Annotated in this window: 23 protein-coding genes and 1 riboswitch; of the genes, 12 read left to right on the forward strand and 11 right to left on the reverse strand. The window is 60.0% G+C overall.

Going from position 1 to position 25,656, the window contains the following annotated elements; all coding sequences use genetic code 11:
• Positions 1–3: 3 nt before the first annotated feature.
• The 6 genes from ACSSVV_RS13910 to ACSSVV_RS13935 all read right to left on the reverse strand — a co-directional run bounded on the left by ACSSVV_RS13910 (position 4) and on the right by ACSSVV_RS13935 (position 6,817).
• Positions 4–870, reverse strand: a complete 867-nt coding sequence (locus ACSSVV_RS13910; RefSeq protein ID WP_114434391.1) for an MBL fold metallo-hydrolase — start codon at positions 868–870, stop codon at positions 4–6.
• Between the two features lie 82 nt (positions 871–952).
• Positions 953–2,467: a sensor domain-containing diguanylate cyclase gene (locus ACSSVV_RS13915; protein WP_454106421.1), complete on the reverse strand. Its 1,515-nt coding sequence runs from the start codon at positions 2,465–2,467 to the stop codon at positions 953–955.
• Between the two features lie 77 nt (positions 2,468–2,544).
• The gene (locus ACSSVV_RS13920) at positions 2,545–3,165 is read right to left on the reverse strand and encodes a tetratricopeptide repeat protein (protein WP_023007786.1); all 621 of its coding nucleotides are present in this window, start codon (positions 3,163–3,165) and stop codon (positions 2,545–2,547) included.
• On the reverse strand, positions 3,162–3,944 hold the full coding sequence (locus ACSSVV_RS13925) for an SDR family oxidoreductase (protein WP_022993394.1): 783 nt from the start codon (positions 3,942–3,944) through the stop codon (positions 3,162–3,164). Before ACSSVV_RS13925 ends, ACSSVV_RS13920 begins: the two co-directional genes overlap by 4 nt.
• Positions 3,931–6,123, reverse strand: a complete 2,193-nt coding sequence (locus ACSSVV_RS13930) for an AMP-binding protein (protein WP_286714138.1) — start codon at positions 6,121–6,123, stop codon at positions 3,931–3,933. The genes ACSSVV_RS13925 and ACSSVV_RS13930 overlap by 14 nt, the downstream gene beginning before the upstream one ends.
• Positions 6,107–6,817, reverse strand: coding sequence for a thermostable hemolysin (locus ACSSVV_RS13935; RefSeq protein ID WP_167539878.1), 711 nt, complete (start codon positions 6,815–6,817; stop codon positions 6,107–6,109). The genes ACSSVV_RS13930 and ACSSVV_RS13935 overlap by 17 nt, the downstream gene beginning before the upstream one ends.
• A gap of 226 nt (positions 6,818–7,043) precedes the next feature.
• Between ACSSVV_RS13935 and ACSSVV_RS13940 the strand changes: the two genes are divergently transcribed.
• From ACSSVV_RS13940 to ACSSVV_RS13980, 9 genes are all read left to right on the forward strand, one after another.
• On the forward strand, positions 7,044–7,451 hold the full coding sequence (locus tag ACSSVV_RS13940) for a GtrA family protein (RefSeq protein ID WP_011783843.1): 408 nt from the start codon (positions 7,044–7,046) through the stop codon (positions 7,449–7,451).
• Complete coding sequence (locus ACSSVV_RS13945) at positions 7,423–8,430, forward strand: glycosyltransferase family 2 protein (protein ID WP_454106422.1); 1,008 nt, start codon at positions 7,423–7,425, stop codon at positions 8,428–8,430. Before ACSSVV_RS13940 ends, ACSSVV_RS13945 begins: the two co-directional genes overlap by 29 nt.
• A complete protein-coding gene (locus ACSSVV_RS13950) occupies positions 8,414–9,961 on the forward strand; it encodes an ArnT family glycosyltransferase (RefSeq protein WP_454106423.1) in 1,548 nt (515 codons plus the stop codon). The genes ACSSVV_RS13945 and ACSSVV_RS13950 overlap by 17 nt, the downstream gene beginning before the upstream one ends.
• A gap of 24 nt (positions 9,962–9,985) precedes the next feature.
• Positions 9,986–10,672, forward strand: a complete 687-nt coding sequence (locus ACSSVV_RS13955; RefSeq protein ID WP_022990572.1) for a response regulator transcription factor — start codon at positions 9,986–9,988, stop codon at positions 10,670–10,672.
• Positions 10,669–12,081, forward strand: a complete 1,413-nt coding sequence (locus ACSSVV_RS13960; RefSeq protein WP_022990571.1) for an ATP-binding protein — start codon at positions 10,669–10,671, stop codon at positions 12,079–12,081. The genes ACSSVV_RS13955 and ACSSVV_RS13960 overlap by 4 nt, the downstream gene beginning before the upstream one ends.
• Before the next feature lie 89 nt (positions 12,082–12,170).
• Positions 12,171–12,938, forward strand: a complete 768-nt coding sequence (locus tag ACSSVV_RS13965) for a glycosyltransferase family 2 protein (protein WP_022990570.1) — start codon at positions 12,171–12,173, stop codon at positions 12,936–12,938.
• Position 12,939: 1 nt separating this feature from the next.
• A complete protein-coding gene (locus tag ACSSVV_RS13970; protein WP_022990569.1) occupies positions 12,940–13,608 on the forward strand; it encodes a TVP38/TMEM64 family protein in 669 nt (222 codons plus the stop codon).
• A 10-nt stretch (positions 13,609–13,618) separates the two neighbouring features.
• The gene (locus ACSSVV_RS13975; RefSeq protein WP_022990568.1) at positions 13,619–15,367 is read left to right on the forward strand and encodes an ArnT family glycosyltransferase; all 1,749 of its coding nucleotides are present in this window, start codon (positions 13,619–13,621) and stop codon (positions 15,365–15,367) included.
• A gap of 62 nt (positions 15,368–15,429) precedes the next feature.
• On the forward strand, positions 15,430–16,113 hold the full coding sequence (locus tag ACSSVV_RS13980) for a VIT1/CCC1 transporter family protein (RefSeq protein WP_022990567.1): 684 nt from the start codon (positions 15,430–15,432) through the stop codon (positions 16,111–16,113).
• 30 nt (positions 16,114–16,143) lie between these two features.
• Here ACSSVV_RS13980 and ACSSVV_RS13985 read toward each other — a convergent pair whose 3' ends face one another.
• Positions 16,144–16,812 (reverse strand): DNA-3-methyladenine glycosylase I, encoded by a 669-nt coding sequence (locus ACSSVV_RS13985; protein WP_022990566.1) that lies wholly within the window; start codon positions 16,810–16,812, stop codon positions 16,144–16,146.
• Between the two features lie 161 nt (positions 16,813–16,973).
• On the opposite strand from ACSSVV_RS13985, the gene ACSSVV_RS13990 reads away from it, so the two are divergent.
• Positions 16,974–17,582, forward strand: coding sequence for a nucleotidyltransferase domain-containing protein (locus ACSSVV_RS13990; RefSeq protein ID WP_023012017.1), 609 nt, complete (start codon positions 16,974–16,976; stop codon positions 17,580–17,582).
• 305 nt (positions 17,583–17,887) lie between these two features.
• On the opposite strand, the gene ACSSVV_RS13995 is transcribed toward ACSSVV_RS13990, so the two are convergent.
• From ACSSVV_RS13995 to ACSSVV_RS14010, 4 genes are read right to left on the reverse strand one after another with little or no spacing between them, the layout of a single operon-like run.
• Positions 17,888–18,661, reverse strand: a complete 774-nt coding sequence (locus ACSSVV_RS13995) for an ABC transporter ATP-binding protein (RefSeq protein WP_022990563.1) — start codon at positions 18,659–18,661, stop codon at positions 17,888–17,890.
• Positions 18,661–19,608, reverse strand: a complete 948-nt coding sequence (locus ACSSVV_RS14000) for a FecCD family ABC transporter permease (protein WP_413771521.1) — start codon at positions 19,606–19,608, stop codon at positions 18,661–18,663. The genes ACSSVV_RS13995 and ACSSVV_RS14000 overlap by 1 nt, the downstream gene beginning before the upstream one ends.
• A 13-nt stretch (positions 19,609–19,621) precedes the next feature.
• On the reverse strand, positions 19,622–20,506 hold the full coding sequence (locus tag ACSSVV_RS14005) for a cobalamin-binding protein (protein ID WP_022990561.1): 885 nt from the start codon (positions 20,504–20,506) through the stop codon (positions 19,622–19,624).
• A gap of 30 nt (positions 20,507–20,536) precedes the next feature.
• Positions 20,537–22,375 carry a TonB-dependent receptor plug domain-containing protein gene (locus tag ACSSVV_RS14010; protein ID WP_023012016.1) on the reverse strand — a complete coding sequence of 613 codons (1,839 nt, stop codon included), beginning with the start codon at positions 22,373–22,375 and terminating at the stop codon, positions 20,537–20,539.
• Between the two features lie 140 nt (positions 22,376–22,515).
• Positions 22,516–22,728: riboswitch (cobalamin riboswitch) on the reverse strand.
• 121 nt (positions 22,729–22,849) lie between these two features.
• On the opposite strand from ACSSVV_RS14010, the gene ACSSVV_RS14015 reads away from it, so the two are divergent.
• Together ACSSVV_RS14015 and ACSSVV_RS14020 are read left to right on the forward strand one after the other, a co-directional pair.
• On the forward strand, positions 22,850–24,727 hold the full coding sequence (locus tag ACSSVV_RS14015) for a putative nucleotidyltransferase substrate binding domain-containing protein (RefSeq protein ID WP_011783821.1): 1,878 nt from the start codon (positions 22,850–22,852) through the stop codon (positions 24,725–24,727).
• Positions 24,720–25,442: a 3'-5' exonuclease gene (locus ACSSVV_RS14020; protein ID WP_454106424.1), complete on the forward strand. Its 723-nt coding sequence runs from the start codon at positions 24,720–24,722 to the stop codon at positions 25,440–25,442. The genes ACSSVV_RS14015 and ACSSVV_RS14020 overlap by 8 nt, the downstream gene beginning before the upstream one ends.
• The last annotated feature ends 214 nt before the right edge of the window (positions 25,443–25,656 follow it).

Raw genomic sequence — 25,656 nt, forward strand, 5'->3', positions numbered from 1 at the left:
GGCTCAGAACAGGTTGACCGGTACCTTCAGGTACACCTGGCCGTTGTCTTCTGCAGGCGGCATATGGCCCGCCCGCATATTCACCTGCACCGACGGCAGGATAAGTCTCGGCATATCCAGCGTTGCGTCCCGCTCGGTGCGCATCTTCACGAACTCCTCTTCCGACACACCATCGTGCACGTGCACATTGGCCCGGCGCTGCTCGGCCACGGTGGTCATGTGCTGGTATTCATCACGGTCAGGAGCCTTGTAATCATGGCACAGGAAGATTCGAGTCTCCGGCGGCAACGCCAGAACTTTCTGGATGGACTGATAGAGAACCCGGGCATCTCCGCCCGGAAAATCACAGCGGGCCGTGCCGTAATCCGGCATAAACAGGGTATCGCCCACAAAGGCGGCGTCGCCAATCACATAGGTGAGGCAGGCCGGTGTATGGCCGGGCGTATGCAGCACACGGCCTTCGAGGCTGCCGATCGCAAAGGTGTCACCTTCCTCAAAAAGCCGGTCAAACTGACTGCCATCGCGGGCAAACTCGGTACCTGCGTTAAAGGCCTTGCCGAAAATGTCCTGTACCTGAATGATTTTTGCCCCGATACCGGTTTTACCTCCGAGCTTTTCATGCAGGTAGGGAGCTGCTGACAGGTGATCCGCATGTACGTGGGTTTCCAGAATCCATTCCACGGTCAGATCGTTCGCCTGGATGTACTGAATGATCTCTTCGGCCGAGCGCACATCGGTGCGGCCAGCGGCGTAATCGAAATCCAGCACCGAATCCAGAATCGCACAAGCCTGGCTGTCGGGATCGCGCACTACATAACTGAAGGTGTTAGTGGGTTCGTCGAAAAAATGCTGAACGATGGGCTGAGTCATGGTGTTCACCTTTGAAGTCGCCAGTTCTTTAATTTGATCTAAGGATATACTGAAACGATATATAAGGTGAAATGCTGTTTTCTTATATGCGCGATAATCCCGCTGCATCGACCAGGCAATCCCGGCCACCTTCCTTGGCCTGGTAAAGCCGATCATCTGCCCTGGCAATCATTGCCTCCGGGGTGGCCGGCTCGTCTGTCAGCTCCGACACGCACACCGCTCCGGCACTGACCGTAACGGTTAATGCCTTGCCGTCGACCAACCATTCCTCCTCCCTTACTGCTTCCATGATTCGCATCACCAGGGTTTGCACATCCCTCTCGGTTACCCCGGTAAAAACCACCAGAAATTCCTCACCCCCGAAGCGGGACACCACATCGGTGGTTCTGGTGTGGGCAAGCAGGACGTCGGTAAATCGCATCAATACCTGATCACCTGCCAGGTGGCCCAGGTTGTCGTTTATCCGTTTGAAGTGATCAATATCGAACATGGCCAGGCAGAAACGGTCGCCATGGCGATTGCTGGCAGCAAGGATCTCGTCCAGCCGGGGCATCAGGTAACGACGGTTATGCAGTCCAGTCAGCGGATCACGAATCGACTGGTTAAGCAGGTCCTCTTCCAGCCGGTTGCGCTCCAACGCACCGGATAACAGACCAGAGACAATAATCAACAGATCCGCCATATCCCGCCGCCAACTCCGCCGGGATAACGAATCCACACCAAAGAAGCCCATCACCTGACCGCGGATCCGGACAGGGACGCAGAACATGGAACTGACTCCCTGCTGCTCCAGCAATGCCCGCTCATTTTCGGCCTCAGGCGGCAAATCCGCAGTGTCCTCAATGAACACCACCTGGCTCTGGCTCTCCATCAGGCGAATCTGTTGCTGCCACCAGCGGAAATCGTCAATCGGCACCGCCTGCTGATCCGCCATCAACGATGGCACACCCGGAGCACACCATTCGTGGGTATTGGTCATGGTGGCAAGGTCCGGCGAAAAGGCATAGACGTAAGCGCGATCAACGCTGAAGAAGGCGCCGATGGATCTGAGCAACTCATCAATGCAGTCATCGATGGAGCCAAATCCGAGATGAATGAACTCACTGGAAAGCCGGGCAATCAGCTTCTGGAAACCCGCCTGGAACGAGAATTCCGCTTCACTATCCCGAAGATGCTGCTCCAGCTCCTTGTAGTGCTGAATGTTGTGGAACTGGCCGTACCAGAGGGTGCTGCCGTCCGGTTGCCGCTCCGGCACGGAATGGGCCTCGTACCATTGGTACTCGCCATTCTTCATCCTCAGCCGGGCGCGGTAACACCAGGGTTGCAGCGTTCGCACCGAGTGCAGGATGCTCTCACCAACGCCGGCCGCATCGTCAGGATGAATGACCCGGAAAACCGAATCGGCATTTTCCCGGAGCTTTTGCGGCTCGACGCCGAACAGTTCTTTTACCTGGTCACTAACATAGGGATAGCGGTGGGACTGGTGATCGGCACTGAGCCAATAGGTAAACAGCACGCCCGGCACGCCGGATGCCAGCTTCTGAAAAAACCGGGCCGACAGGCCCTCTGGCTGCTCATCGTCGGGCTGGCTTGCCATAAATGGCCGGTCTCCCTGCTATTGTCTACACTGGTTTTTTTAGTGTAGTCCAGCCCGACAGTCGCGGCGAATGCGCTTCAAAGGCTGTCCAGGCGGGCCTTTGCTTCCGCCCGACGGCCGGCATCCGCCACTTCCCGACCAGGTCTCGACGGGGCTGCCAACACTTTTTCAAGATAGACCCGTGCCCGTTGAGGCTCGTCCTGCTCCGCCAGAAAATCTCCAAAGAAGTAATTGGCATCAATACCTTCCGGGTTGATTGCCAGCGATTTCTGCAGGTACTTCCGGGCCATCTCATCATCCCCGAACCCCAACGGCCAGCCCGGCACCTGATAATACAGGCTACCCAGTGAGGTATAGGCTGAGCCATCCAGCGCCTCCGGAGCGATCTTCAGGGCCGCTTCCAGGGAGGCCCGGGCCTCTTTCACCAGTCCCAGCGCACCCAGGCCGCCTTTGGCGCCGGCGTAGGTACTGAGCACAATACCCTGCCAGATCAGCGGTTCGGCACGGCCCGGATAATCAGCGACAAAGGTCTCGGCCTCTTTGGCCAGTGCCTCAAATGCCTTTTCCTTATCATCTTCGGGCAACTGATACTGGATCTGCGCCCAGCGTTGCTGGATTTGTGCCAGTTCAGCCCGCATGTCCTGAGCCCACAGGGGCATGGCCATGACCCCCGCCAACACCATTACGATCCACTTCATGACACCACTCCTGAATCCAGAAAGCGCCGGATCACCGGCAGTTGTTTTAACATGGCTTTATCCACAAGCTTCGGCAGGATGCCGTTGATCACCACAAACAGTTTTTCCGGCCAGCCGAGAAAACGTCGGCGTTCATCTTTTTCCATCGCCTGAAGAATCTGGGCTGCGACAGCTTCCGGTGCGTCCATGGCATTGCCCAGGGCACGGTTCAGCTCGTTCACCGGCGCCGGGTTCATAGCCGTGGCCGTGGCTCTGGGCGCTACGTACACCACCTGCACCGGGGTGTCCGCCAGCTCCCGACGCAGGGCTTCGCTGAAGCCGCGCAGGCCGAACTTGCTGGCGCAATAGGCGGTGTAGCCGGGAAACCCGATGCTGCCGAAGGTGGACCCCACCAACACCAGGGCGCCCACGCCGGCTTTACGGAAACGAGGCACAAAATGCCGGGCCACCAGCATAGCGGAACGCAGATTGACCATAAGCTGTGCATCCAGGTCGCTGACGGCCATGGCATCCAGCGCCGCAAACCGGTTCTGGCCGGCGCAATGAATTACACCATCAATATCGGGATACACCTCACTCAACTGTTGAAGCTGTCGATCCAGCTCCGGGCTGGCCAGCTCCAGGTGTACCGGAGAAACGCCGGCGCGCTTTTCCAGCCGCTCCGGATGTCGGGTCGCAACGATCACCCGGGCACCGCATTCCACCAGCGGCCCGATCAGGGCCTGGCCAATGCCACCGGTACCACCCAGCAGCAGGAAGGTACGGTCATGCAGCCTCATGACGTTGCTCCTTGCCATGGGCCCGCAGCGGAATACTGTGAAGCATATCGCCGTACAGGCGATACACCATGCGCGCGGCCTCGATGATGGCCTGCTGGTCCTCCGGATCGGTGATGTCGTTCATCAGGTTGCGGAAGAACTCAAAGTGGTCCTGATCCAGGGCGCCGTGAGAGTACAGATAACTGAACGCCTGATTGGGCAGGCCCAGCTGTTTCTGGATGGCTTCACCCAGGGGCGTGGCCAGCTCAATGGAGGTGCCCTCCAGCACCTGAACCATGCCAAAAAAAGCCGCCGGGTTACCCCGCTGGATGCGGTCATACAGGTAGGCCACCATCAACTCGATGGAGGTATCGGGCTGGCCATGACGAATGGCTTCCTTGTCTTCGCCGCAGGCTTCAAGGTCGTTGAGAATCCACTCGTGGTGGCCGTATTCTTCCTCGATGTATTCCACCAGTGCCTTGCGCACGAATTCCAGCCGTTCGGGCAGCCGGCCACCACAGGCCATCATCAGTGGCACGGTGTGCTTCACGTGGTGATAGGCCTGGGTCAGGAACCAGGTGTAACCCTCAAGATCAAAGCGACCCTCGCGGATAGCCTGAATCACCGGGGCTCCGGTGACATGGGCCCGGGCCTGTTCAGTTTCGGATTGCAGTCGGTCAAAAAATGCCATGTTTGAGTCTCCTGGCGTTGTCTGTCGGATAGAAGTGCCCGCAGGCACTGAGAGATTCATGAATAAGGGAAAGGATTCGGCCATGAGCCTGGGCAGGTCCGCCTGAATCTGGTGCCGCACCGGGCGACCGTTGGCCGTGATGTGGCCCTCGGCCTGGGTCAGCCGTTGCCGGCGCAGGTACACGGCCTGCAAGCGGGCATAATCCGGCAAACCGGCATTCAGCAACGTCAGGGCCGCACGTATATCGTCAGGGCTTCGGTTATCCGTGATCACCACCAAAGCACCGGGTTGTGGCTCACCATCGCCAAATACCACAGCCTGAGCAGCCCCCAATGCCTGGACCAGTTCACTTTCCAGCCATTCCGGGCTGATGTTCCGACCAAAGCTGGTAATCAACAGGTTCTTTGCCCGACCGTTGATAGCCAGAAAGCCCTCTGTGTCCTGGTCGCCCAGATCGCCGGTATCGAGCCAGTCATCGGCTTGCGGCTCATCACCGAGATATCCCAGATGGGTATTGCCCCGAACCAGAATCCGGTGTTCGTTATCCACCTTTACCTGCACATGCCCCAGGGGCCGGCCCACCGAGCCTTCTCGCTCGGCTCCGGGCACGTTCAGCGCCACCACCGAGCCACATTCGGACAAGCCGTAGCCCTCGTACAGAGGCAACCCAATCGACCGTCCCCGGGCCAACAGGTCCGGCGATACCCGGCCGCCGCCGACCGCCAGGAAGCGAAACGAATCCGTTGTCAGCAATCCCTGCTCGCCGGCATTGACCAGCGCCATCGCCAGCTCAGGCACCAGAATCACGGAATGGGGTTGATGCCGGTTCAGGCCGGCCACCAGCTGGCCGAGATCGAGGCCACTGCTGCCGGTCATGCCCAGGGTCTGCAACGGGGCAACCGTCACCGTGGCGCCCATCAGCAGGGGCAGGTAAACCCCGGCAATGTTCTCCAGCAGGGTTGCCAGCGGCAGAATGCACAGGTGTTGCTCCAGCTCCACACCTTCCAGCCGCTGCTGCAGCGCACCGGCGGTCGCCGCCAGCTGCTGCGCCGACAGGCACACGCCCTTGGGGGTACCAGTACTGCCGGAGGTGAAGGTAATCTTGGCGGTGTGTTCCGGCATCCAGGAGGCAGCAGGGGACACCGGCAAATGTCTCAGCCAGACGCCATGACCGATCATTTCCGCCTGTTCTGCTTCGCCACTGAATACCAGGGCATCCAGCCCGGCCCGCTGAATCAGGTGCTCGGTCTGGCTTCTGGAAAAAAACACCGGCACCGGTACACACACCACGTCCGCCATCAGACAAGCCAGGTCCGCAACCACCCAGGCCGGGGTGTTGTCGCCACACAGGCCTATGCGTTTCACGCCCAGGCTCCGCAACTGCTCGGCCACCAACTGCGCCGCCCGCCATAGCTGCTGATAACTGAAACTGGCGTCTGGCCCCTGCAGTGCAATGCGCTCCGGATGTTGCCGGACCCGCTGAGACAGGAGATCAGGCAAGGCGGCCATAGGCACCTCCCAGGTCCGCCTGCAGTTTATCCTCGGCCGCAACAACCGGCTGCACCAGCTTCAGCAAGCCGGCGGCGCGCAAGGCCGCCATACCATCAGCGACCTTGATGGTCATCACCACCGGATGATGGTCGTAATAGCGACCCCAACCAGCGCCGCCATCCGGCAATTTTGAAGGGTCGGCATCCGCCAGCACCTGCGTGGCGATGCCGAGCCGATGGAAACTGTTGCGCAACTGGTCGGTACCGGTACACACCACCCAGTCATAGCCGGCAGCATCCAACCACACTGAGAGCGAGGCGAACAGATAGCGGCTGACCCCGGCTTCCACCCCGGCCAGGTGGGCAATTTCGGCAATACCGCTGCGTCTGGTTCCCGGTTCCGGCATCAGTGTTTGCACCGGCACCGACAGGTAATCCTCCAGAAAAAGCCGTTCCTGTTCCGCATTGCGCACGCCAACGGCGGCCAGCAGCGTTCCCTGAGCGGTTGTCAGGGCCAGAAGCCGTGGAATACGCAGGGAAGGCTCGGCCCCGTACGCGTGGAGGAAGCGGCGCCGAATGAAATCCGACACCGTGTGGGCCAATGGCGTATTGGACTGGATTTCGCAAAACCACCGGCCAGCACAACGGACGGCCGGAACCAACTCCCCGGAATCCGGAGGACAACAGGTCGACATTGTTAACGGATCAGTCATGGCTGCTTTCTCTCTGCTTGCTTTTCCTGGCCCAGACGGACGCAGGGTCATGGCTGACAGATTAGAAAGGCTGGCTTAAACCAGTCTTAAGACGGCACCACAGCAACCTTAAGAGCGCCTTAAGGTTTCTGTGCCTGCACGGTTAAGGCTCACTTAAGAAAGGAGGGGTAGATTGCGGCCAACCTCGGGGCTATCCCGAAAACAATCGACACAGACGCAAACACCTATGCCCAAAGCTCGCCATTTTTTTCAACGCCGACTTGCCCGTTTCCTTGCAGCCGGCGGACTGGCCACGCTGTTGCATTGGCTGATGATGGGCCTGCTGGTTCAGGCCGGGCTTGACCCCAGGCTAGCAACAGCAACCGGAGCCACGGCCGGACTGGTTTTCAACTACGTGGCCCAGCATCAGTACGCGTTTGCCTCGAACCTGCCGCACCGAGTCGCGATGCCGCGATACCTGGCGGCAGCCAGTCTGGGCTGGACCCTGAACCTTTTCAGCTTCTCCGTTCTCAGCCTGGCTGGCCTCAAAGTCCTGTCAGCACAGTTCCTGGCCACGGCACTCGTCACGGTTGCCAATTACTTCTTTGCCAAGAGGTTTGTTTTCCATGAAAAAACAACGCTCAAGCTCCCCTGAACCTATGCTGAGCATAGTTATTCCGGTCCACAACGAGGCTGAAGTGCTCCCGGCCCTGCTGGCTCGACTCTGGACAACCGGGCAAAATCTCGACGGCAGCTTTGAGCTGCTGTTTGTCGACGACGGCAGTCGGGATGATTCCGTCGCAATTCTGATGGCCGCCAGGCAACGGCAGCCAGAAATCCGTGTCTTGCAGTTGTCCCGAAACTTCGGCAAGGAGGCGGCAGTCTCGGCCGGCCTGGAGCACGCCCGCGGCGAGGCCGTGGTGCTTATGGATGCAGACCTTCAGGATCCCCCCGAACTGATTCCCGACATGCTTGCCCAATGGCGCAAAGGGGCCGATGTCGTGCTGATGAAACGCCGATCCCGGGCCGGCGAAAGCTGGATTAAACGCATCACGGCCAGCCTTTTCTATCGTCTGATCAATCGGATCAGCGATTCTCCGATCCCGGTGGATACCGGCGACTTCCGGCTGATGAGCCGGCGCACAGTCGAGGCCTTGAAACAGCTCCCGGAACGCAACCGCTACCTCAAGGGCATGTTTGCCTGGGTGGGTATGCCCACGGTGACCCTGGAATTCGATCGCGACCCCCGAATCGCAGGCAGCACCAAGTGGAACTACCTGAAACTCGTACACCTGGCCATGGAGGGCATCACCTCATTCTCGACCCGACCACTGCGACTGGCCCTTGTGCTGGGCTTACTGGCCGCGGGGGCAGGCGGCACCGTTGGCCTCTGGGAGGTAATCCGGGCGCTGGCCTTCGGCATTTCAACACCGGGCTATGCCTCCCTGATTGCCATGATCACCTTCCTGTCCGGCGTCCAGCTTCTGTGTGTCGGCTTGTTGGGGGAATACATCGGGCGCATCTATATGGAAACCAAGCAACGCCCGGTTTTTATCGTGGCGGAAGATAGTCAGGAGACCATGACTTACATACAACCCATGCTGCGAGTGGCCGGCCATGACCAGAATCAGTAACACCTTGCTGTGGCTGCTGGTCTCGGTGCTTGCTGCCAGGCTCGGCCTGTCTGCCTTGTTGCCGTTCGCGGACACCACCGAGCCCCGCTACGCGGAGATGGCGCGGATTATGGCGGAAACCGGCGACTGGATAACCCCCTGGTTCGATATTGGTGTGCCTTTCTGGGGCAAGCCGCCCCTGTCGTTCTGGACTCAGGCACTGTCGTTCAAGCTGTTCGGCGTCAGCGAATTCGCCGGCCGACTGCCCTCCTGGCTGGCCAATGTCGGCATCGTCTGGCTGGTCTACAACCTGCGTCGCTACCTGCACCCCGACCCGCTCGGCCACGGAGCCAAAACTCAAGGGCTCTGGGCTGCGTTAATCTACGCCACTACGGCATTGGGCTTTCTGTCTGCCGGCACGGTAATGACGGATTCATTCCTGGCCCTTGGCACCAGCCTGACACTGGTGAGCCTGATCATTCGCCTGCAGGGGGGGCCGCCGCTCTGGGGCTGGCTGTTCTTCATCGGCCTGGCTACTGGCCTGCTGGCCAAGGGACCACTGGTTCTGGTGCTTGCTGGCCTGCCGGTGCTCCTCTGGGCGCTCACCTTCAACCGTTGGCAGACCCTCTGGCACAGTTTGCCCTGGGTGCGCGGGCTGGCCCTGACCCTGCTGATTTCAGCCCCCTGGTATGTTCTGGCGGAGCTGAAGACACCTGGCTTCCTCGATTACTTCATTGTCGGCGAGCACATCAAGCGTTTTGTGGTCAGCGGCTGGCAGGGTGATCTGTACGGCAGCGCCCACGATTTCCCCCGGGGCACTATCTGGGTCTATCTGGTGCTTGCCAGCATGCCCTGGGGGCTTGTCGCGGTGGCTGGCGTGCTTCGCAACCACTGGCGCGACGCTCCCAAGCTGCAGCAATGGCATACTGGCGAACAACATGTCAGCGCGCTGGTAATCCTGGCCGCGGTGGCACCGGCCGTGTTCTTTACCCTGGCCGGTAACATACTGTGGACCTATGTGCTGCCGGGACTGCCATTTATGGCTGCGCTCGCCTCCGGGTTACTGGCAGCAGACACCGGCCGACGCTTAAAGCGCTCCGCTATAGCCGCCCCCCTGTTCATCCCCTTACTCGGCTCAATTGCCAGCGGCTGGGTCTACCTGCATCCGGAGCAACTGAAAACGGAACGGGAGCTGGTGATGACCGCCAGCCAGCTGGCCGGGCGTTCATCGGCCAGGCTTGTGTACACCGGCGAACCGCCATTTTCGGCCAGGTTTTACAGCGCAGGCAGAGCCGATAGCATTGACGTCGAAAGTCTTCGTCTTCAGCTCGCGAATGGAACTCTGCGGCGACCTTTGGCGGTGGCCGTGGGAAAAAACCAGCATGACTTACTTGGCCAGTTGCAGCAGATTACCGATCCGGTCGACGAAAACCGGCGTTACAAGCTGTTCCTGCTGGAACCGATGACCAACAATACGGCTGGGAACAGTAATTCGGACCGCAAATTGCCCGCATTCCATTACACTGAAAAACACCAGCAACCTTTGAGCTAAAAACCAACCGGATGGCGTAGCCAAATGCGCATACTTCTAACCGAAGACGATCACCCACTGGCCAACACCATGCTGAGCATGCTGCGGGACGGCCAGAATACCGTGGACTGGCTGGATGATGGTCAGCAGGCCCTCAATGCCTTACTCAACGAGAGTTTTGACCTGGCCATTCTGGACCTGACATTACCCCGAGTCGACGGCCTGCATATCGTCCGGAGGGTGCGGGAACAGGGAATCGACCTGCCGATCATTATTCTGACCGCCCGCAGCGACCTGACTGAGAAGCTTCAAGGCCTGGACGCCGGGGCCGATGATTATCTGACCAAACCCTTCGCCATGGCCGAACTCAAGGCCCGCATCCGGGCCGTTACGCGCCGGGGCTCCGGCACCCGGGCCGACGGACTGAGAGTCGGCCGACTGATACTGGATCCGGAGTCAGGAAAGCTACAGGTCGGCACCGAAGCCTCCGTGCTGCCGCGCAGCGAACTGCAGATTCTGCACCACCTGATGCGCCACCCCGACCAGGTAGCCACCCGCAGGCGCCTGGAAGAACAGCTGTATGGCTGGGATCAGGGCGCCGAAAGCAACGCTCTGGAAGTACACATTCACCACCTGCGCCGGCGGGTGGGCAAACAGACCATCCGCACCGTGCGTGGCGTAGGCTACCTGCTCGACAGCAAGGCTGCAGCGGGCGAGGATGAAAGCGCATGAGCCTGACCCGCAAGCTGATCCTGCTGATTACCAGCACCGTTTTCCTGATTACCCTGATTGCCGCCGGCTGGGGCTTTTACGTCAGCGACCATCAGCTGGAAGAACTATTTGATGCCGAACTGGCCCAGAGCACCCGCATCGTGCAGGGGCTGGTGGAGCACCTGTCTGGCACTCAGTCCATTGATCAGCTGGCCATTACCCTGTCCAGAACCCTGGAGTTACCCGACGCCGTCTTTCAGGGCGATGAAGAGGAAGACGAAATCCTGCCGGACGGCGCTGGCCACAAGTACGAACGGAAAATAGCCTTTGAGGTCTGGTCACCAGATCAGCAGCCGGTTCTGGACACACTTCGGGCCAACGACACCCAGGGCCTGGAGCCGGGATTTGCCTGGCAAGAGGCTGCGGGCTACCAGTGGCGAACCTTCACCCTGCAGGATCCCGCCACCGGCTTCTGGATTCGTACGGCTCAGAGGGAAGACGTTCGGGATGAGCTGAGCCAGGAGATTGCCCTGGGCAACGTGCTGCCATTCCTGCTGGCACTGCCCCTGCTGGGGTTATCCGTGCTGACCGCCATTCAGGTCAGTTTCCAGCCCCTGAGAAAGCTGGAGAAGTCCGTTCGCAATATGGCACCGGAGAAAATTCACCCTCTGGACGACCGCCAGGCGCCGAAAGAAGTCGCCGGGCTGGTGCACGCCGTAAATGGCCTGCTGAAACGCCTGAACCAGGCCCTGGAACGGGAACGCCGGTTCTCCGCCGATGCCGCCCACGAGCTGCGAACTCCTCTGACCGCGCTGCGCCTGAACCTGGAGAAAGTCTACGGCGACAACCCGGAGCATTACGGCGACCTGATTCAGTCTGTCGACCGAATGGTCTACCTGGTGGAGCAAATGTTGTTACTGAACCGGGTCGACGCCGGCACGGATTTCACGCCGGAGTACCATAACCTCTCGGCTATTATCGAACAGAGCATTGCCGACGTGGCACCACTGGCCCTGAAAAAGCACATCGAGCCGGTACTCGAGGATGAGGCTGGGCAATCGCTGATCAGCTGCCACAGCGCGCTGATCAATACCCTGATGCGCTCGCTGCTGGCCAACGCGATTCAGTACAGCCCGGCGCACACCCTGATCACTACCCGCCTGGCGCCAGACGGCGACGGCTATGCCATCTCGGTATGCGACCAAGGCCCGGGCATTCCCCCCGAAGAACGTGAACGGGCGCTCAGCCGGTTTGTCCGGCTGGACCAGCGCAAAGGAGGCGGCGCCGGGCTGGGCCTGGCAATCGCCCGACGGATTGCCGAGCTGCATCATGGCCACCTGGTTTTGACCGACCGTGCGGATGGCGAAAGCGGGCTCTGCGTCAACGTTTGGCTACCCGCCCGGTACGCAGCAAGCCAGCCCCGCCCTTAAGGTTCATTTAAGGTTCCAGGCCAATAATACCTCCCGGACTGGATCATCGACAGCGATGATCCATCGGTTCTTTCAGGGAGACAGACGCAATGGTGCAACCTCGTACCCTCTCGCTGGTGATTCCGGCCAAAGACGAACAGGATAATATCGCACACCTGTTGACCGAGGCTTTCACGGTGATGCGGGATTACCCGGGCTTTGAGGTAGTGGTCGTGGATGATGGCAGCAATGACCAGACACTGGCCATTGCCCGTCGCACCGCCGAGGGGCTTGGCGGGCAACTGGTCACGGTTCGACATGAACAGAGCATCGGCCAGAGTGGCGCACTGTCAACGGGCGTCCACCGCGCACGGGGTCAACTGATCGTGACCATGGACGGCGACGGCCAGAACGACCCCGCGGACATACCGGCGCTTCTGCAACAAGCCAACGGCATCCGTGCTACCGATTTCTGCATTGCCGGTTATCGGAAGAACCGCAAAGATACCTCGTGGAAACGCTTCCAATCCCGCTTCGCCAACAAGGTGCGCAATGTCTTTCTGCACGATGGGGTGCCCGACACCGGCTGCGGGCTCAAGCTGTTTCCCAGAGCGACGTTCCTGAAACTGCCATGGTTTGACCACGCCCACCGATTTATTCCGGCGCTGGTAAAGGGTCTGAATGGTGAGATTGCCGTGGTGGAAGTCAATCATCGCCCCCGCACGGCGGGCATCTCCAAATACACCGCCTGGAATCGGGCCTGGGCCGGTGTGATCGACATGATCGGGGTGATGTGGCTGATTCGCCGAACCCGCGTGCCCCGCATTGCAGCGCCGGCCGACAGCCACGCTGAGTTCCCGACATCCGAGCAGGCCTGAGATGATCAAGGGTGTTCGTTGGCTGGCATTTGCAGGCCTGGTTCTGACAGGTTATGGGGCCGTGCACTACGGCTGGTTTGGATTAATCACAGATCAGGCCAGAATCGCCGGGTACCTTGAACAACACGGTCTGCAGGGATTACTGGCCGTCACGCTCGGAGGCGCCTTCTACACCGGGCTTGGCGCGCCCCGACAACTGCTGGCACTGGCCATGGGATTCGCCGTGGGCGGCCTGCAGGGCACGATTCTCTCCACCCTGGCGACGGCCCTCGGCACCACCGGTTGCTTTTTCACCGCCCGCTTGCTGCTGAGAGCCCCCTTGCTCAATCGCTTCCAGCGCAGGCTCAACCGCTTTGACGCACTCTTCCGTGAACAGACCCTGCTGAAAATTTTGATGATCCGCCTGTTGCCCGTCGGCAGCAACCTGGCCACCAATCTGATTGCCGGCTGTTCCGGCATTCGTTTTCTGCCGTTTATAACCGGCAGTGTCATTGGCTATGTTCCGCAAATGGTGATCTTCGCCCTGGCCGGTGCCGGTATCGGTCAAACCGACGCAACCCAGCTGCTGGTCAGTGCCGTTCTTTTTGCCGTGGCATCAGCGATTGGGGCATTCCTCTACCACAGTCAACGCAACCAGTCTCTGGCCCGGTCCGTGTCTGAGCCATCCTGAGTTCCCGTTTATGCTTGCAACTCCGTTTTTACGTCAGTTACCTGAACGCCTGTTCGACCTGCCACGCAGCCGATTACTCTGGCTGCTCCTGGCCTTTGCCGCCGTTGTCATTTTCTCGGGCATGGGCTTGCGCTCGCCATGGCCTGCTGACGAACCCCGCTTTGCGGAGATCGCCCGTGAGATGGTGGAATCAGGGCAGTGGCTGCTACCCATGCGGGGCGGTGAGCTGTACCCGGATAAGCCGCCGGTGTTCATGTGGGCGATTGCGTTCTTCTACTGGCTGACCGGCAATCTCAAGATCGCCTTTCTCTTACCCAATGCCCTCTGCAGCCTGCTGACCCTGGGGCTGGTCTTCGATCTGGGCACGCGCCTGTGGAATCAACGCACCGGCGCAACCGCCGCCCTGTTGCTGATGCTGGCGCCCCAGTTCCTGATTCAAGCCCAGCGTGCCCAGATCGATGCCATGGTGGCTTGCTGGGTTATGGTGGCCTGTTACGGCCTGATCCGGCACTTTTTTGTTCAGCCGTCCTGGCGCTGGTATTTCGTGGCCTGGGCCTTTATGGGGCTTGGCATTATTACCAAAGGGGTTGGCTTTCTTCCCGCCTTGCTGTTCATTCCGATACTGGCTCTGAAACTGCGGGACACTTCTCAATTTCAGGGCACACTCCGCTGGCGCTGCGCCCTCGGGCCCCTGGTCATGCTGGCCGTTGTGGCAGCCTGGCTGGTGCCGATGGTTCTGGCAGTCAATCACCTTGGCACCGATGAAGCCCTGGCTTATCGCGACAACATTCTGTTCAAACAGACCGGTGAGCGCTATGCCGATTCCTGGGGGCACATTCAGCCCTGGTATTACTACCTCGCCAGCGTGATTCCCTCACTCTGGTTTCCGCTGCCACTCCTGCTCCTGGCGCTGTTGCAGCCCGTTCGGAACGCCCTCAGGCACAGTCCGGAAGTCCTGGTCCTGTTGGCGTGGGTGGTGTTGGTGGTGGCGTTTTTCAGCCTGAGCCCGGGCAAACGCGGGGTGTATGTGCTCCCGGCTCTGCCAGCACTGGCCCTGAGCCTGGCTCCGGCATTGAGCGGACAACGCCCGGCACGCTGGTTCGGGCCGGCCATGACCGGCCTGCACCTGTTGCTGGGTGCCGCCCTGGTCAGCATTGGCGTGATGGCCTGGAACGATCTCCCCCGCCTGGTGGAAAAAGTCGCCGACTACACCCAGGATCCTGCCCGACTGCACGAAGCCGGCAGCCTGCTATTCACCCTCGGGCTTATCTGGCTGGTGAGCCTCGTAGCGCTCTGGCGCTCCCAGGCTCTTGGGCGCTGGTTCGTTGCCCTGATGCTGAGCTGGCTGGTATTCACCACCTGGGGTTATCGGATTCTCGAGCCATTGCGCACCCCCAGGAATGTGTTGGCGGCGGCAGAGCAGATCGCGCCAGCCGGGGGCCAGATCGGCATGATTGATTTTCGGGAACAGTTTATCCTTTTCTCAAAGCGCGATTTCACGCATTTCAGCTTCTTCAGTTCACTGGAACAGGAAGATCGGAATGCCTGGCTTTGGATGAGGGAGACGCCGGATAGCTATCTGATTGTGGCCGATCGGCATGCCCTGTCTTGCTTCACCACTGACGGCGCAAAAACCATTGGCACGGCTCACCGGGACAACTTCCTGCTGCTGAGCGACAACCACCTGAAACCGGAGTGCGAGCCTCCGGCGTCCGTGTTGCGCTTCACCACCCGACAACCGGGAACCTGGCTGAAATAAACCCGCCAGGATTCCTGTGTGCTATGTTGCCTCATGCACTCCCTACACACGGACCATGATAGATGGAAAATCACAGAGTTCACCGAACTGGCTGGCTGAGGGCCGCCGTTCTGGGCGCCAACGATGGCATTGTGTCTACCGCCAGCCTGGTGCTTGGGGTCGCGGCCAGCGGAGCCAGCAAAGAGGCCATTCTTGTTGCCGGGGTAGCGGGGCTGGTGGCGGGTGCCATGTCGATGGCCGCCGGCGAGTATGTGTCGGTCAGTTCGCAGGCTGATACCGAACAGGCCGATCTCAAGCGCGAGCACCAGGAACTTGAATCGGACCCTGAGTCAGAGCTGGCAGAGTTGGCGGGTATATACCGCGCTCGCGGTCTGAGCCGGGAGCTGGCGCAGCAAGTGGCGACCGAGTTAACCAGGCACGATGCCCTGGGTGCCCACGCCCGGGACGAACTGGGTATTACGGATGCCCTTACCGCCAGACCCGTGCAGGCAGCCCTGGCCTCGGCAGCCACCTTTGCCGTTGGTGCAGCCCTGCCCCTGACTGTACTTCTGCTGGTTCCGGTCAGTCTGGTTCTCGGCGCGGTATCGGTGAGTTCACTGATTTTCCTCGCAGGCCTTGGTGCCCTGTCCGCCCGGGCCGGCGGTGCGGGTGTCATGCGGGGCACCATCCGGGTTATGTTTTGGGGGGCGCTCGCCATGGCGCTTACTGCGGGCATTGGTGCGCTTTTTGGTGTCGTCGCCGGCTGAAAACCCGGCGAGCCCTCGTGTCCCGTCTGGCTAATTATCCACCGTAAACGACACAATCCGCGACAAATGGCTCACCGGCAACCCGGTTTCCTGGTGCCACTGGTTGAACGCCTGCTGGGCCTGGGTCAGGCCTTTCTTGCTGGCAGGAGAGGCATCCAGAATGCCGGCTCGGGTAAGAGCGGTAACCACATCGTGGGACAGGATAAAACCATCCCAGCCCACTCGGCGAAGAAAGTACTGGGCCGAGTTACCGCCCAGCCGCTCACCGTTACGCTTTAGGTAAAGCAACAAGCCCACCTGGTCATCACCCGGCCAGTTAGCGAGAAACTGCCCGAAGCTGCCGTGATCTTTCGCCACATCCATGATCATCCGGGCGTTTTCCGGCACGGTGCGGATTTTCTGCATGTTGCGGACGATACGCTCATCCGCCGCCAACCGTTCCAGCACCTCCGGTGGCACTTGCTGCCAGTAGGCCGGAACAAAACCGTCAAACGCCGCCTCAGAATCCGGCCACTTGTTCTCGATGACCCGCCAGACAAACCCCGCCTTGAAAATGCAGCGAGTCATCTCCGACAGATAGCGGTCGTCACTCACCTCCGCCAGCCGGCTTTTCTCCACCACCGGCGGCAGCAGGGCTTGCAGGGCCTGCTCACCACCTTTGCGGGCGAGGGCGACGTTGTAGAATTCAGTAAAGTTCATAGCACTCTCCAAAAGGCAGAGCTGTCAAAACACAAAAAGAAGTCTCACAAAGGGACTCATAGTACCCAAAATGAGACCTTTAGTACCTTTTTTGAGACTTTCAATTCCCATATTGGGTACTATAGTACCCATAACAGGACCTAGTCAGCAGAGCCCAGATTATGCCAGGCAGAAGCATCGGTGATGCACTCTTTACCAAAACCCAGCAGCGGCTACTTTCCGTACTTTATGGCCACCCGGACCAGAGTTTCTACCTGAACGAACTGGTACGGCTTGCCCAGATCGGCCGGGGTTCGGTCGTCCGGGAGTTGGCCAAGCTAACCGAATCTGGCTTGGTGATCATGATACCCCATGGAAACCAGCACCATTATCAGGCCAATCAGGACACCCCCATCTTTCAGGAATTGTGCAGCCTCGTGCAGAAAACCTTTGGTATCCGCGAGATACTGCAAACCGCGCTGGCACCGCTGGCCGATCAACTGGAGCAGGCCTTTATTTACGGTTCCGTTGCCAAGGGTGAAGCCCATTCGGCAAGCGATGTTGATTTGATGCTCGTGGGCAACGATCTGAGTTACAGCGGAATCATGGAGTTACTGGCTCCCGCCGAGCAGCAATTGCAACGCACCATCAATCCAACGGTATACTCACCAGCCGAATTTGAGCAACGGATCAAAGAGCAACAGAGCTTTGTTACACGGGTTCTGGAGCAGCCCCGGCTGGAGCTGGTTTTCACCAATGAAAAGGACTTAGCGCATGGAAGCACTGGATAATCGGCCGACAGCCAGTTTTCACTCGCTTACGGCGCCGCTCACGCCTTATCGCTGGCCGCGCTGCGCTGGCACGGGTATCGGTCAGAAAGCCGCTACATTGTGTTCCAGTGTCTTCAGCATACCGTTGGCTTATCCAACGCAAAATGGCGTGTGCTCGATAAGTGCCATGCAGCCCGCAACCTAGCCGAATACGAAGGCCATATGGACGTGAACCCCCAGTTGCTCAGGGAGTTATTTGAAATCACCCGGGAATTAAAAGGGCTCGTCGAAGTACTACCGCCGATCAAATCCTGACAAACGGCTGATCAGCTCCCGCGGCTGGGCACAAAGAACGGTGCGCCATCCACCTCCACCGTTTCCAGCTTCTGGTTATACAACTGTTCAAGGGCCGCGGGCACCAGCATCGTATCCGCCGGCCCCCAGCAGGCCTGGCCATCCGGATAGAGCAGTAGAAGATGGTCACACCAGCGGGCAGCCAGGTTCAGGTCGTGCAGGCACATAAACACCGCCTTGCCGCTGTTGGCACGGGCGGTGAGCAGGTTCATCACGGCCACCTGATGGTGCAGGTCCAGGTGGTTGGTGGGTTCGTCCAGCAACCAGATGTCCGGGTTCTGGGTCATCAGGGTGACAATAGCTACCCGCTGGCGTTCGCCGCCAGACAGGGTGCTGACCAGACGATCCCGCAGGTGCGCTACATCCAGGGCCTGCAGGGCCTGTTCGGCCAGGGCGATATCGTTCGCGGATTCCATTTGCCAGGCCGAGAGCCAGGGATGACGGCCAATCAGGGCGGTTTCCAGGACCGTGGCGGGGAAGCCGTCTTGCCGGTCCTGAAAGACTAAACCAACATTACGGGACACCTGTTTGCGACGCAGAGAGGTTTGGGGTTTCTGATCCAGCAACACCTGCCCGCCTCGGGGTGGCCGAAGGCCAGCCAGGGTGTGGAGCAGGGTGGTTTTGCCGGTACCGTTGGGGCCGAGCACACCCCAGATCTGCCCCGGTGCAACCTGCAGTCCCAGTGGCGATCCGGACGCCCGCCCGGGAATGTCGATCACAAGCTCGTGAGTCGCCAACGTCGTCATCATCGGCTCCGGTACAGCAGGTACAGGAAGGTGGGCACCCCCAGCAAAGCGGTAATCACACCCACCGGCAGTTGCTCCGGGGCAATCACCACCCGCCCCAGGGTATCCGCCAGCACCAGCAGAATGCCACCGGCCAGGGCACAGGCAGGCAGAATCAGGCGCTGGTCATTGCCCAGCACCAGCCTAAGCATATGCGGCACCACCAGCCCGACAAACCCGACTGCACCGGCCATGGTCACGGCGGTTGCAGTCAGCAAACTGGCCAGCAGGTACACCAGCCATTCCAGCGGCCGAACCGACACGCCCAGCGCCGCCGCCTGCATGGAACCCCGGGCAAGTACATTCAGGCTCCGGCCCAGCGGCAGCACCAGCAGGATCACCAGCACCAACACCAGCAAACCGGGCCAGGGCTGGCCGGAATGAGACAGGTCGCCCATCAGCCAGTACAGCATGCCCGGCAACCGGGCTGCCGGTGTCATGGCCAGGATCAGGGTAATCAATGCACCCCAGCCAGCAGCTACTACAACACCGGTCAGCAGCAGGCGCGAAGGTGTCCAGCTGCCGCTGCCGTGGGCCAGGCCAAACACCAGCAGGGTGGCCAGCATGGCACCGGCAAAGGCGGAACCGGACACAATCAATCCGGCCATACCCGCCAGCATAGCCAGCAGGGCGCCCACCGCTGCACCGCCAGACAGGCCAAGTACATAGGGGTCCGCCAGGGGGTTGCGCAGCAATACCTGCATCAAGGCACCGGCCACCGCCAGCAAGCCACCCACAGCAAAGGCGCTGAGCACCCGGGGCAGGCGTAGATCCAGGATCAGGGTACGATCCAGGTCCGAGCCGCCCCCGGCCAACACCCACACCACCTTGCCAACGCCAATCTGGGCACTGCCCACGGCGATGGCGAAGGTGACTGCGGCGATGCTGATCAGCACCAGCACAGCCAGCGGACGCAGGGCATTAAAGCCGGCCACGGGCGGTCTCCAGTGTCTGGCACAGATGGCTTACGCCTTCGAGCATACGAACAGTCGGGCGGGCAAGAAGATCCGGCGGCTCCAGGAAGAGGTTGCCGGCAGCGACCGCCGGCAAGCCTGGGTAGGCTTCCCAGCTTGCCAGCCACGCCCGGTCATTGCCCTCACGGCCAGAGGTTACAATCACCTCCGGTGCGGCTTCCAGAACCGCCTCGGTACTGATGCGAGGCACCAGCCGGGGCAGGTGACCAAAGACATTGATACCGCCACACAGCTCGATGGCTTTACCGATCAACTCATCCCGGTTGATGGTCATCAGGGGCTGATCCCAGATCTGGTAGAACACCCGAATGGGGTCGGCTGAGTGGTAGCGTTCCTCCAGTTCCCGGATGCCCTGCCGGAACGACAGCGCTTCGGATTGCGCCACATCCAAAGTACCCGCCAGCGTACCAAGCTGTTCAATAGCCCGGGGAATATCCTCAAACTCCCTGGGCGACAGCCAGAACGCCGGCAAACCCAGCTGCTCCAGCCGCTCCACCTGCTGTCGGGAATTACCATCCACCCAGGCCACCACCAGGTCTGGCTGCAACGAAAGAATCACCTCCAGGTCCAACCGGTTGCTGTCCCCCACACGGGGCAACTGCTCCGCCGCTGGCGGATAATCACTCCAGGCCCCGGCGCCCACCACCTTGTCGCCGGCACCGGCGGAAAAAAGAAGCTCCGTGGCGCCGGGCGACAGGGAGACAATTCGGGTGGCGGCATCCGGCAGGCAGACATCACGTTGCAGGGCATCGCGGGCACACAGGGTTTCTGCCAGCACCGGGAGGGGTGCTAGTAGGAGAGCGGTCAGGAGGGTGAGCCCGCGAGCCATCATCAGGAAACAATACCTTTCTGGATAAGTACTTTACCGGCTGAAATCATAGCGTACGCTTGCCATGTACGTCCGGCCTGCGGCGAGATAGTCGAACGGCTCGAAGGTGACGTTGTCACTGCCAAGGCTGGTGGTGTAACGACGATCCAGCACATTATCCACCTTGAAGCTGGCCGACCATCCGGGCAGGAAATTCCAGGCGGCTCGCAGATCGACGGTGCCGTGGCCTGGCAAGAGGCTGGTGTTAGCGGCATCGTTATAGCGATTGCCTTCAGCAACAAGGCTGGCGCCTACCGACCACCGCGAGAACAGCCGATCAACATCAAGTCGCGCGGTCTTTTCCGCACGACGAGGCAAACGGGCACCCGTGTCCCTGTTTTCTGTATCCGAGTAGCTTAGGGCCGCCGCGATATTCCAGCCGCCAGTGTCGAAACCGGATGAGAGTTCAGCACCGCGAATCCTTGCAGTCTCCACGTTCTCCATGGTGCCATTCCAGGTAACCGGATCAGATACATAGGTAATCAGGTCTTCCACATCATTCTGGTAAAGCGCCAGATCCCAGAACCAACGGTCGTAGCGACCCGACATGCCCAGTTCAACCATCTCGCCCTGTTCCGCCTCCAGGTTCGGGTTACCGGTGTAGTAAGGTGTGGTCAGGTAGAGATCATTGAAAGTCGGCGCCCTGAATGAGGTCGCATAGCTCAGACGAACCCGATGAGCACGATCAAATTGGTGGCCAACGGCAATGCCACCGGTCTCTTCTTTGCCAAAGGCTTCGTTATCATCCAGGCGCAGGCTCAGCATGACATCCGTTGCCCCGAAGTTCAGGCGCCCCTGGCCAAACACCGCAGCGTTGGTACGGCTGGTTTCGGTAAACTCGTCGCTGCCCTCGACTTCATCCACCATCACTTCGGAGCCCAGCACCAGTTCATGAACACCGGCGGTCAGCGTGTTCTCCCAACGGGCAGAACGGGACAATGAATCGTAGATGCTCGGGTAGGCACCGAACGTTTCCTGCTCATCCCGTGCTTCCGAGAACTGGATCCGGGTACGCCAGTAATCGCTGGCCACCGCCTCAACATACAGCCCGGCCGCCCGGATCATGTAATCGGTATCGCCGTTCTCGAACTCAGTGTTACCTTCAGACTGAAAAACGGTTACACCAGCTCCGCCACCTTGCTCGAACCGGTGGCTGATCTTGGCGAGGCCGCCTGCATTGCGAAAGCCTTTGTCATCGCCACCGGCACGCAGGTTGGTTCCATCAGTATCGGAGTAAACACCGCTTGCCAGCACAGAAGTTTGTCCCGCTTTACCAGCAAAGCCAACTGAGGTCTCACGGGTCTTGTGAGAACCACCCGATACTTCAGCCCACCCCTGTTGGTTCGCCTGTGGCTCCAGCGTGAAGGCCTGAACCACACCGCCGACAGCATCAGCACCATACAATGAACTCTTGGCACCACGCACCAGCTCCACACGCTCCATCAGCTCCGGTGGCAGAAACTGCCAGGGCGGGATACCAGCTGTGCCCGAGCGCAAACGAATTCCATCCAGTAGAAGAACCGTGCCGGAACTACCGGCGCCACGCAGAAACAGGCTGGTGGTTTTACCGTAACTACCATCAGACACCACATGAACACCCGGTTGAGCACGCAAAAGATCCCGGAACTCGGCCGGTTGCCGGCGCTCGATATCTGCGCGCTCAATCACCGTCACCGAAGACAAACTCTCCCCCACCGTCTTCGGCCCAAGGGTCGCAGTCACGACAATCGGATCAAGGTTTTCAGCAGGTTCGGAAGACTGGGCAGCCACAGCCAGGGGCAGGGTCAACATGGAAACGCCGGCAATTGCGGCAGGAAACTTCAGGGTATGCATCGCTTTACTCCGCCAACCGCGCGCACCCGCACGGGTTGATACTCAAGGTTCAGGCTTAAGGTTGCGGAACGGGCAGAGGGCAGGCGGGTGCGGTGTTGTGAAACGGGCCGGGATTCGCCCACCCAAGCAGCCCACCGCAACTCCGGGTGTTTTTCCAGGCCGGTCTCCGGGCTTGCAGGCAGAGCGAACTCCGGGGCAATCACCTTCCCATGCCGAAGCACAGTGGCGCATCAGATTGCCGTTAACCTGCTTACCGTTGCGGGGGCAGCATCGGATTAGCCATACAATGGCGCACCGATTTCCCGTTTCACCCATCGCGCTTTGCGACAGGCACCTGAAAAAAGTGCGGCAAGGCTAGCAACCGGAACGGGGACGGTCAACGACATCCGTCAAAACCGTGCGTGGCCCCACAACCCCCACACTGCTATATTCATCTTTTAACAAATGTTTTTCGTCGCCAGATCAGGGAGTTTTATGCAGGCCGAGCTGCTCGACATCCGCAACCACATCGCCCAACACGCTCCCTTCGACGAAATGCCCGAAGAACTGCTCGACCGCATCGTCACTGGCATCGAAGTGGCCTATTACCGGGCCGGCACCCAGATCCTTGAGCTGGGCCAGCAGAACTACTGGTTGCACTACATCCGCAGCGGTGCGGTGGAAATCTTCCGGCGTTCGGGCGAGCTTTACAACCGCATCGGTGAGGGCGAAATCTTTGGCCAGTTTGGCCTGCTGCGCAATCAGAAAGTGCGCTTTCCGGCCAAAGCCATCGAAGACTGCCTGATCTACAAAATCCCCTACGAGACCTTCCAGCATCTGTGGGAAAACGACGAGAACTTCGCGGATTTTGTCGAGATTGAAGACCACAGCCGTCTGCGTTCGGCGGTCTCGCGCCGGCACAAATCCAACGAACTGATGTCCGCCAAGGTCACCCGGCTAATTGCCCGCGAGCCAGTCTCTGCCCCGACCACCGTGCGCCTTCAGGAAGCCGCCCGGATCATGACCGACAACGGCGTGTCGGCACTGCTGCTGATGGACGAAAGTGGGGATTCGCCCCGGCTCAAGGGCATCATCACCGACCGGGATCTGCGCACCCGGGCGGTCACCAACGCACTGCCATCAGAAACCCCCATCAGCGAGATCATGTCCGAAGGGCTGATTACCATCAGCGCCCGCAGCTACATCTTCGAAGCCATGCTTACCATGCTGCACAATAACGTGCACCATCTGCCAGTGATGGAAGACCATGAAGTGCGTGGCGTAATCGCGCTGTCCGACATCGTCAAATACGAGAGCCAGAGCAGCTTGTACCTGGTGAGCAACATCTACCACCAGAACGACGTCAAAGGCCTGAAGAAAATCAGCCGCGAAGTGCGCGACAGCTTCGTGCGCATGGTGAATGAAGACGCCAATTCCCACATGATCGGCAGCGCCATGGCTGGCATCGGCCGAAGCTTCAGTCAGCGCCTGTTGGAGCTGGGCGAGGAAAAACTCGGCCCGCCACCCATCCCGTATTGCTTTATGGCTCTCGGCTCCATGGCCCGGGATGAACAGCTGGTGGTTACCGACCAGGACAACGCCATGGTGCTGGACGACAGCTTCATTCCGGAAGAGCACGACGAATACTTCCTGGCCCTGGCCAAATTTGTCTCCGACGGCCTGGCTGAATGCGGCTACACCTACTGCACCGGTGACATCATGGCCACCAATCCGAAATGGCGACAACCGCTGAGCGTGTGGAAGGATTACTTCACCGACTGGATCGACAACCCCAAAGCCGAAGCCCTGCTCAACAGCAACATCTTCTTCGACCTGGACGGCATCTACGGCGAAACCGACTATGCTGAACAGCTGAAAACCCTGATCGTGAACAAGGCCAGCAACAGCCAGCGCTTCCTTACCTTCCTGGCCCGCAATGCCCTGAACCGCACGCCGCCCCTGGGCTTCTTCCGCACCTTCGTCCTGGAAGAAGACGGCAAACACCAGAAAACCTTCAACCTCAAACGCCGCGGCACCGCACCGGTTTCTGACCTCATCCGGGTGCACGCCCTGGCCTGCGGTTCCCGCTCCCAGAACTCCTTCGAACGCCTGCGCGACATCGCCAAAACCAAACTCATGCTGGACGACGACGCCGGCAACCTGCGGGATGCCCTGGAATTCATCTCCATCGTCCGCATCCGCCATCAGGCCCTGGCCATCGAAGAGGGCCGCGACCCGGACAACAACGTGCGCCCGGAGGACCTGTCGCCGTTTGAACGCAGCCACCTGAAAGACGCCTTCCAGATCGTCAGTAACGCCCAGAAATTCCTGCGCTTCCGCTACAACGCCGGGGGAGCCACCCGGAATGTCTAGCGTGATCAAAAGCGGCAACAGCAAGCAGAATTGGCCAGAGAACTACCGCAAAGGCGCCGAACAGGCAAAAGACGCCAGAATCCGCGCCTTCTACGAAGCCGGCTGCCCCAGTCCGGACACGCCTGTCCGGGACGTCCCCTTAGTGGCCCTGGACTTCGAAACCACTGGCCTGGAAGCCGACCAGCATTCCATCGTCAGCATCGGCCTGGTGCCCTTTACCCTGACAGGCATCCAGCTCGGCCAATGCTGGCACCAGGTGGTTCGCCCCAGACTGCCCCTGCACAAAACCTCTGTGACCATCCACGGCATTACCCACAGCGAAATCGAAAACGCCCCGGACCTGGAAGACGTACTCGACCCGCTGTTCGAACACCTCAACGGCCGAATCCCCGTGGTGCACTACCGCAACATCGAACGCCCGTTCCTGAACACCGCCCTGCAATGGCGCCTGAACGAACAACTCCGCTTCCCGGTCATCGACACCATGGCCATCGAAGCGCACCTGCACCCAAACCGCAACCCCAGCCGCTGGCAGCAACTGATGGGCAAAAAGCCGATCTCCATCCGCCTCGCCGACAGCCGGCTCCGCTACGGCCTGCCCCACTATGCCTCCCATAACGCCCTGATCGACGCCATCGCCACCGCGGAACTGCTGCAGGCCCAGATAGTGCACCACTTCAGCCCGGATACTCCTATTGGAGACTTGTGGGTGTGATATCCCCGAACAATCAATGGGACTATGCCACCGAAGGCTGATAGTGAGCGTGTGGGAGTGGTTTCCAAAAATTTCGAAGGCCATGGATGGCCGAAGAGAAGCGCTCAGGGATGAGCTCGTAGCGGTTTTTGGAAAGCACTCCCACACGCTCACAAACTCCAGAATCAGCAGGCTACAAACCACAACCCAAGCCAATGGCCATAGCCCCAAGCCC

It is taken from the genome of Marinobacter sp. MBR-105 (assembly GCF_053628895.1).

Bases quoted from the DNA above. Each gene is read 5' to 3' on its own strand.
- ACSSVV_RS13910 (WP_114434391.1), bottom strand. From the start codon at position 870: ATGACTCAGCCCATCGTTCAGCATTTTTTCGACGAACCCACTAACACC.
- ACSSVV_RS13915 (WP_454106421.1), bottom strand. From the start codon at position 2,467: ATGGCAAGCCAGCCCGACGATGAGCAGCCAGAGGGCCTGTCGGCCCGG.
- ACSSVV_RS13920 (WP_023007786.1), bottom strand. From the start codon at position 3,165: ATGAAGTGGATCGTAATGGTGTTGGCGGGGGTCATGGCCATGCCCCTG.
- ACSSVV_RS13925 (WP_022993394.1), bottom strand. From the start codon at position 3,944: ATGAGGCTGCATGACCGTACCTTCCTGCTGCTGGGTGGTACCGGTGGC.
- ACSSVV_RS13930 (WP_286714138.1), bottom strand. From the start codon at position 6,123: ATGGCCGCCTTGCCTGATCTCCTGTCTCAGCGGGTCCGGCAACATCCG.
- ACSSVV_RS13935 (WP_167539878.1), bottom strand. From the start codon at position 6,817: ATGACTGATCCGTTAACAATGTCGACCTGTTGTCCTCCGGATTCCGGG.
- ACSSVV_RS13940 (WP_011783843.1), top strand. From the start codon at position 7,044: ATGCCCAAAGCTCGCCATTTTTTTCAACGCCGACTTGCCCGTTTCCTT.
- ACSSVV_RS13945 (WP_454106422.1), top strand. From the start codon at position 7,423: ATGAAAAAACAACGCTCAAGCTCCCCTGAACCTATGCTGAGCATAGTT.
- ACSSVV_RS13950 (WP_454106423.1), top strand. From the start codon at position 8,414: ATGACCAGAATCAGTAACACCTTGCTGTGGCTGCTGGTCTCGGTGCTT.
- ACSSVV_RS13955 (WP_022990572.1), top strand. From the start codon at position 9,986: ATGCGCATACTTCTAACCGAAGACGATCACCCACTGGCCAACACCATG.
- ACSSVV_RS13960 (WP_022990571.1), top strand. From the start codon at position 10,669: ATGAGCCTGACCCGCAAGCTGATCCTGCTGATTACCAGCACCGTTTTC.
- ACSSVV_RS13965 (WP_022990570.1), top strand. From the start codon at position 12,171: ATGGTGCAACCTCGTACCCTCTCGCTGGTGATTCCGGCCAAAGACGAA.
- ACSSVV_RS13970 (WP_022990569.1), top strand. From the start codon at position 12,940: ATGATCAAGGGTGTTCGTTGGCTGGCATTTGCAGGCCTGGTTCTGACA.
- ACSSVV_RS13975 (WP_022990568.1), top strand. From the start codon at position 13,619: ATGCTTGCAACTCCGTTTTTACGTCAGTTACCTGAACGCCTGTTCGAC.
- ACSSVV_RS13980 (WP_022990567.1), top strand. From the start codon at position 15,430: ATGGAAAATCACAGAGTTCACCGAACTGGCTGGCTGAGGGCCGCCGTT.
- ACSSVV_RS13985 (WP_022990566.1), bottom strand. From the start codon at position 16,812: ATGAACTTTACTGAATTCTACAACGTCGCCCTCGCCCGCAAAGGTGGT.
- ACSSVV_RS13990 (WP_023012017.1), top strand. From the start codon at position 16,974: ATGCCAGGCAGAAGCATCGGTGATGCACTCTTTACCAAAACCCAGCAG.
- ACSSVV_RS13995 (WP_022990563.1), bottom strand. From the start codon at position 18,661: ATGACGACGTTGGCGACTCACGAGCTTGTGATCGACATTCCCGGGCGG.
- ACSSVV_RS14005 (WP_022990561.1), bottom strand. From the start codon at position 20,506: ATGATGGCTCGCGGGCTCACCCTCCTGACCGCTCTCCTACTAGCACCC.
- ACSSVV_RS14010 (WP_023012016.1), bottom strand. From the start codon at position 22,375: ATGCATACCCTGAAGTTTCCTGCCGCAATTGCCGGCGTTTCCATGTTG.
- ACSSVV_RS14015 (WP_011783821.1), top strand. From the start codon at position 22,850: ATGCAGGCCGAGCTGCTCGACATCCGCAACCACATCGCCCAACACGCT.
- ACSSVV_RS14020 (WP_454106424.1), top strand. From the start codon at position 24,720: ATGTCTAGCGTGATCAAAAGCGGCAACAGCAAGCAGAATTGGCCAGAG.